The sequence below is a fragment of the Inquilinus sp. genome (assembly GCF_039594555.1).
In the GTDB taxonomy this organism is placed as follows: Bacteria; Pseudomonadota; Alphaproteobacteria; order DSM-16000; family Inquilinaceae; genus Inquilinus.
In genome coordinates this window covers 1-5543 of record NZ_JBCNNF010000446.1, presented here as the reverse complement: position 1 = coordinate 5543, position 5543 = coordinate 1, and the positions used below count along the sequence as shown (strand labels likewise).

Below are 5543 nucleotides of genomic sequence, written 5' to 3'. Positions count from 1 at the left end.
CTCATAGCCAGCACCGTCATTGCGAGCGCAGCGAAGCAATCCAGGGGCCGGTGCGCACCGGCCCCTGGATTGCTTCGTCGGCTTCGCCTCCTCGCAATGACGTGAAGGCGACGTGCCGTTCTCGACGGGTCGATGGAGGATGGCGACAATGCCGCGAACCCAGCCGGAGTCGCCGCGATGAGCTTTGCCCTGTGGATGGTCCTGGCGGCCATCCTGCTGCCCTATCTGGCCGTGATGCCGGCCAAGGTGACGTCGCGGATCGACAACCACGCCCCGCGCCTGGGCATGGAGCGGATGACCGGCTGGCAGCAGCGGCTGGACTGGGCCCACCGCAACCATTTCGAAACGTTCCCGGCCTTCGCCGCGGCGGTGGTCATCGCCCAGATGCGCGGCGCGCCGCAGGGCTGGGCCGACATCCTGGCCGGCCTGTTCGTGCTGATCCGCCTGGCCTACACGGCCGCCTATGCTGCCGACCGGCCGAGCTTGCGCTCGAACCTCTGGTCGCTCGGCTTTCTCTGCGTGCTCGGCCTGTTCGCGATCGCCGCTATTGGCGACCCGGCGGCAGCGCCGGCGGGATGATCTTCATCTCCGGCAGCGGCAGCGGCGAGGCGTCCGGCACGTTCTCATCCACCTCCTGCTGCGCCGCGGTGGCGGCCGGCGAGGTGCTGGTGCAGCTGACCACCCAGACGTCGTAGACCGGGTGGTCGAGCGCCGAGACGCCGGGCGAGGAGGCGAACATCCAGCCGCTGAACACCGTGGCCGCCGGCTTGCTGGGCGGAGTGTCGGTGATCTCGAGGAAGGCCGCGCTCTCCGGCGGATCCTCCGGCGGCGCCTTGCGGCAGGCACGCACGGTGATGCCGAGCGTGCCGAACTGCACCGTCTCGCCCACCTTGGCCTCGAGCGGCTGGGTGCGCGCCGTGATCTTGTCGAGGCCGCGCAGCTCGGCGATCGGCTGGTCGATCGTGGCCGCGGCCTGCGCCGCGCCCGGAGCGGATGCGGCGGCCAGCACCGCCAGCGCGGGAAGCACGAGAAGGCTGCGCATGGTCCGGATCAATTCCCCAACATGCCGCCGGCCGGCTTGCCCTGCGGCGCCTGGCCCGGCTGGCCCGGCGCGCCGGAGCCGCCACCGCCGGCCCCACCGGCGCTGCCCTTGTCGCCGAGCTGGCCGATGCTGAAGATCACCTGGCCCAGCAGTTGCTCCAGGCTCGGATTCGACTGGGTGTATTCGATGCTGTCGCCGTCCTTCAGCCAGCCGCTCGGGTCGTCCGGCCGGCCGCCGGGGCTGAGCGAAAGACTGCGGCCGCCGAGCAGGCCGTCGCTGCTGATCGCGGCGGCGGTGTCCTGCGACAGCTTCACCGACGGGTCGATCGACAGCTGGACGTCGGCCAGATAGCTCTCGGGGTTCAGCGTCACGCTGGTGACGGTGCCGACCTTGACGCCGCCGATCCGCACATCGGTGCCGGCGCTGACGCCGTCAGCCTGGTTGAACTGCGCCTTGAGCGTGTAGCCCGAGGCCGAGCCGAGATTGGCGCTGGTATAGGCGAATCCCAGGAAGAGCAGGGCGACGGCCAGCACGACCGCGCCCATCACCGTCTCGATCACGTTCCTGTGCATCGGCGTTCCTCAGACCGTCCCGGTCACGCCGGCGTCCAGGGCTCGTAGTCGCCGGTCGCCTTGGCGCGATGGCTGCCGCGCAACGGATGGCCGGGCGGCAGATAGGCGTGGCCGGTGCCGGTCGGGTTGGCTTCCGGCGGCTGCTGCCAGGGGCGGCGGAACGGGCTGGTGTCGCCCGGCGGCTCCTTGAAGGTGTGGTGCAGCCAGCCATGCCATTCCGGCGGCACGCGCGACGCCTCGGACTCGCCGCCGTTGAACACCACCCAGCGCTTCTCGCGGCCGCCGGCCGCGACCTTGCGGCTGCGGTAGTAGCTGTTGCCATGGGCGTCCCGGCCAACCAGCTGGCCACGCCGCCAGGTGACGAAACGGAGATAGGCGCGGAGCCCGAATTCGGTCAGATCGAAGGCCATGGATCCCAAGGACATGCCGAGTGACGGCCCCCGGCCGCCGAACGGCGCGGACTATGGCATCGCCGGCCGCGTCCGTCCAGTGCGCGCGCCGCCGCGTCCTAGGGCAATTTCAAGGCAGGCGGGCGGAACCGGGCGCGGCGGCGGAAGCCGGGGCCGCCCGCCGGCCGTCGGTCGATGCCAGGGCGATGCCGGCCGCGACCGCGGCGAGACCGGCCAGCAGCGGCCAGCCCAGTGGCTCGCCCAGGGTGAGGACCCCGAGCAGCGCCGCCACCACCGGGTTGACCGCGACCGAGATTGCCACCCGGGTCGGGGTGGTGCGGCCGAGGGCGAAGACCCAGAGGAAGAAGGTCAGCGCGCCGCCGACGATCCCGAGATACAGCACGGCCGTCCAGCCCGCAGGATCCAGGGCCGGCAGCGTCGCCGGGCCGGCCGCCAGCGCCAGAACCGCCAGGCCGGCGGCGCCCGCCGCCATGCCGAGCGCGCTGAAGGCCAAAGGCGAGGAGCGGCGGACGAAGGGCCGCGACCATACATTATAAAGGGCGGCACAGGCCGTGGCCCCGACCATCAGCAGGTCGCCGCGCCAGGCGCCCGGCGGCGCGCCTGCCAGGCCGGCGCCGAGCGCCAGCGCCACCCCGGCCATCGCCAGCGACACGCCGGCGGCCTTGCGCGGGGTCAGCCGCTCCACCCCCAGCGCCGCGCCCACGGCCAGGGTCAGTAGCGGCTGGGTCGACAGCGCCAGCGCCCCGCGCGCGGCGGTGGTGTGGGCCAGCGCGGCGTTGAACAGGAAGGGAAAGGCGGCGAAGAACAGCAGGCCCAGCAGCGCCACCGCCGGCCAGTCGCGCCGCGGCGGCCAGGGCGCGCGCAGCAGGGCCACCACCGGCAGCAGCAGGGCGCAGCCGATGCCGAAGCGGAACACGCCCAGCGTCGCCGGGTCCAGCGCCCCCATCAGGAACCGCGTCGCCACCACCGAGGTGCCGCCCAGCGTGCTCGACGCCAGCGCCGCCGCCACGCCCATGCCTTCACGCGCCATCCCTGCCCTCCTCCTTCGGATCTGGATCGAAGGATAGGAACGGTGCCCAGCTTCACGGAAACGCATAACTATGATCTGCTGAATCACGAACCGTGATGGAGTGGCGAATGCTGGATCCGGACCTGCTGCGCGCCTTCGTCGCCGTCGCCGACCACGGTTCCTTCACCCGCGGCGCCGCGGCGCTGAACCGGACGCAATCCGCCGTCAGCATGCAGGTCCAGCGGCTGGAGGGCGCGATCGGCGCCGCGGTGCTGGACCGCAGCCGCCGCGGCCTGCGCCTGACCCCGGCTGGCGAGGTGCTGCTGGGCTATGCCCGCCGCATCCTATCGGTCTCGGCCGAGGCGATGGGCCGGCTGCGCGACCTGCAGGTCGAAGGCGTGGTGCGGCTCGGCGTGATGGAGGATTACGGCACCCGGTTGGTGCCACCGCTGCTGGCCGGCTTCGCCGCCGCCCATCCGCGGATCCAGGTCGAGATGGTGACCGGGCTGACCACGCCGATGCTGCCGCGCCTCGGCGAGCGCTTCGACCTGGTGCTGGCGATGCATGCGGCGGGCGATGGCGGCGGCACCTTCCTGCGGCGCGAGCAGGCGGTCTGGGCCGCCGGCCGCGAGATCAGCGTAGAGGTGGGTGACGAGGGCCCCCTGCCCCTCGCCCTCTATCCCCAGGGCTGCCTGTTCCGGGCCTGGGCGATGGCGTCGCTCGACGCCGCCGGCCGGCCCTGGCGCTTGGCCTTCGTCAGCCATAGCCTGGCGGCGGTGACCGCGATCGCCGCCCAGGGGCTGGCCGTCACCGTGGTCAAGGCGGGGCTGCTGCCGCCGGAGCTGCGCCGCCTCAGCGACCGCGACGGCCTGCCGCCACTGCCCGAGGCCGATATCCGCCTGCACCGCGCCCCCGGCCTGTCCCCCGCCGGCGAGCTGCTGGCCCGGCACCTGGCCGACGGGTTGACCCTGCCGGAAGACGGCGCCGGGGCGTGATGGTAATCACACTTAGCATTCCCTGACGCCCACCTCGCAGGCAGGCCCTGCCCGATCAGTTTGCACCGCAACATGGCGCTTTGTGGCGGAATTGCGGCGAATCCCGGTCATCAAGGCAGAAGCTGGGCGGAGGGGGCGCTTAAATGTCAGGCAATGCAGGCGATGCATTGCTGCGGTGCGAAGAGCAGGGGTGGATGCATGGCTAAGCTAAGCGCATATATCGGCTCGTGCAAACAACGCACACCGCGCCGCGAACCTCTCGCTGGACGCGGCACGTGAAGAAGGAAATGCTGAAGTGAACCTGATCAACAAGCTTGTCGCCGCCTGGGAACGTCGTCGTGCCTACGCTGCCCTGATGCAGCTCGATGACCGCCTGCTGGCCGATATCGGCATGAACCGCGGCACCATCATGGAGCGGCTGGCCCGCGCCGCCCGCGACACCCACGTCTCCACCGACAACGTCGCCGTGCTGCGCCCGACCGTGGCCGTGGCCGCGAACGAAGACTCGGTCATCCGTCGCGCCGCGTGATCGGCACGACCGGAGGCACCCGGTCCGCTTCCTCCCCCGGATCCGGGTCGCGAAAACCCCGCCGAGCGTAAGCCGGCGGGGTTTTCTTTTGCCTGCCTCCTGCCCTAGCGGCCGCCCCGCCCGTCCGTGACGATCCCCGACAAGGCGTCCGTCCGGCGCCGCACGAGGGGCGGGACCTTGCGCGGCGGATGCGGCACCTCGGCGCCCGGCTTCTCCGCGTCGAACGCCTTCCGCGACCGTTCGATCGCCGCGTTGTTCGTGGTGGCCCAGGCGAACAGGGCCTTCAGCGGCTCGATCAGCGTCTGGCCGAGATCGGTCAGCGTGTAATCCACCCGCGGCGGGATCGTCGGGAACACGGTGCGGGTCACCAGCCCGTCCCGCTCCAGCCCCCGCAGGGTCAAGGTCAGCATCCGCTGCGAGATGCCGCCGATGGTCCGGCGCAGCTCGTTGAAGCGCATCGGCCCGTCCGACAGCAGCCCGACCACCATCACCGTCCATTTGTCGCCGACCCGGGCCAGCACGTCGCTGACCGCCCGGCACTGGTCGTGCCCGTCGCTCACATCGCTGTTGCTCGGTTCCAAAAATGTGCCTCCTTGCGCGGCTCACGGGCGGTCATCAATTTAGCCCCAGTCACTAAATGTGACTACCCCCGGGTCCGATCAACCCAGGCGCTTCGCATCGGCCGGCCGGCCCATCCCTGCCCCCTCGACCATGAGGACCGTTTCCGATGAGCCGTATCCTGTTCGTCACCTCCAGCCCGCGCGGCGGCGCCTCGCTGTCGACCAAGGTCGCGACCGCGCTGGTCGACCGGCTGCAGGCGCAGTCTCCCGCCGCGACCATCATCCGCCGCGACCTGGCGGCGCAGCCGCTGCCCCATATCGGCGAGGATTTCGTGGCTGCTCAGGCCCTGCCGGCCGAGGCGCGCAGCCCGGCGCAGCAGGCGGCGCTGGCCCTGTCCGACACGCTGGCGCAGGAGCTGTTCGCCG

At 71.6% G+C, this 5543-nt stretch carries 9 protein-coding genes; 4 read left to right on the top strand and 5 right to left on the bottom strand.

What is annotated here, in order from left to right; genetic code table 11:
* Positions 1–177: 177 nt before the first annotated feature.
* Complete coding sequence (locus ABDW35_RS31240; RefSeq protein WP_343717748.1) at positions 178–579, top strand: MAPEG family protein; 402 nt, start codon at positions 178–180, stop codon at positions 577–579.
* Here ABDW35_RS31240 and ABDW35_RS31235 read toward each other — a convergent pair.
* The 4 genes from ABDW35_RS31235 to ABDW35_RS31220 all read right to left on the bottom strand — a co-directional run bounded on the left by ABDW35_RS31235 (position 545) and on the right by ABDW35_RS31220 (position 3054).
* Positions 545–1042: a DUF2155 domain-containing protein gene (locus ABDW35_RS31235; RefSeq protein ID WP_343717747.1), complete on the bottom strand. Its 498-nt coding sequence runs from the start codon at positions 1040–1042 to the stop codon at positions 545–547. The genes ABDW35_RS31240 and ABDW35_RS31235 overlap by 35 nt on opposite strands.
* A gap of 8 nt (positions 1043–1050) precedes the next feature.
* A complete protein-coding gene (locus ABDW35_RS31230) occupies positions 1051–1614 on the bottom strand; it encodes an outer membrane lipid asymmetry maintenance protein MlaD (RefSeq protein WP_343717746.1) in 564 nt (187 codons plus the stop codon).
* 23 nt (positions 1615–1637) lie between these two features.
* Entirely contained in the window at positions 1638–2024 is a 387-nt protein-coding gene (locus ABDW35_RS31225) for an NADH:ubiquinone oxidoreductase subunit NDUFA12 (protein WP_343717745.1), read from the bottom strand.
* Positions 2025–2133: 109 nt separating this feature from the next.
* Complete coding sequence (locus ABDW35_RS31220; protein WP_343717744.1) at positions 2134–3054, bottom strand: EamA family transporter; 921 nt, start codon at positions 3052–3054, stop codon at positions 2134–2136.
* Positions 3055–3161: 107 nt separating this feature from the next.
* Here ABDW35_RS31220 and ABDW35_RS31215 point away from each other — a divergent pair, with 107 nt between their 5' ends.
* Together ABDW35_RS31215 and ABDW35_RS31210 are read left to right on the top strand one after the other, a co-directional pair.
* Positions 3162–4028: a LysR family transcriptional regulator gene (locus ABDW35_RS31215; RefSeq protein ID WP_343717743.1), complete on the top strand. Its 867-nt coding sequence runs from the start codon at positions 3162–3164 to the stop codon at positions 4026–4028.
* A gap of 295 nt (positions 4029–4323) precedes the next feature.
* Positions 4324–4557, top strand: coding sequence for a DUF1127 domain-containing protein (locus tag ABDW35_RS31210; protein ID WP_343717742.1), 234 nt, complete (start codon positions 4324–4326; stop codon positions 4555–4557).
* Positions 4558–4661: 104 nt separating this feature from the next.
* On the opposite strand, the gene ABDW35_RS31205 is transcribed toward ABDW35_RS31210, so the two are convergent.
* Positions 4662–5138: a helix-turn-helix domain-containing protein gene (locus tag ABDW35_RS31205; protein ID WP_343717741.1), complete on the bottom strand. Its 477-nt coding sequence runs from the start codon at positions 5136–5138 to the stop codon at positions 4662–4664.
* 146 nt (positions 5139–5284) lie between these two features.
* Between ABDW35_RS31205 and ABDW35_RS31200 the strand changes: the two genes are divergently transcribed.
* The coding region (locus tag ABDW35_RS31200) for an NAD(P)H-dependent oxidoreductase (RefSeq protein WP_343717740.1) at positions 5285–5543 on the top strand (259 nt) is incomplete at its 3' end.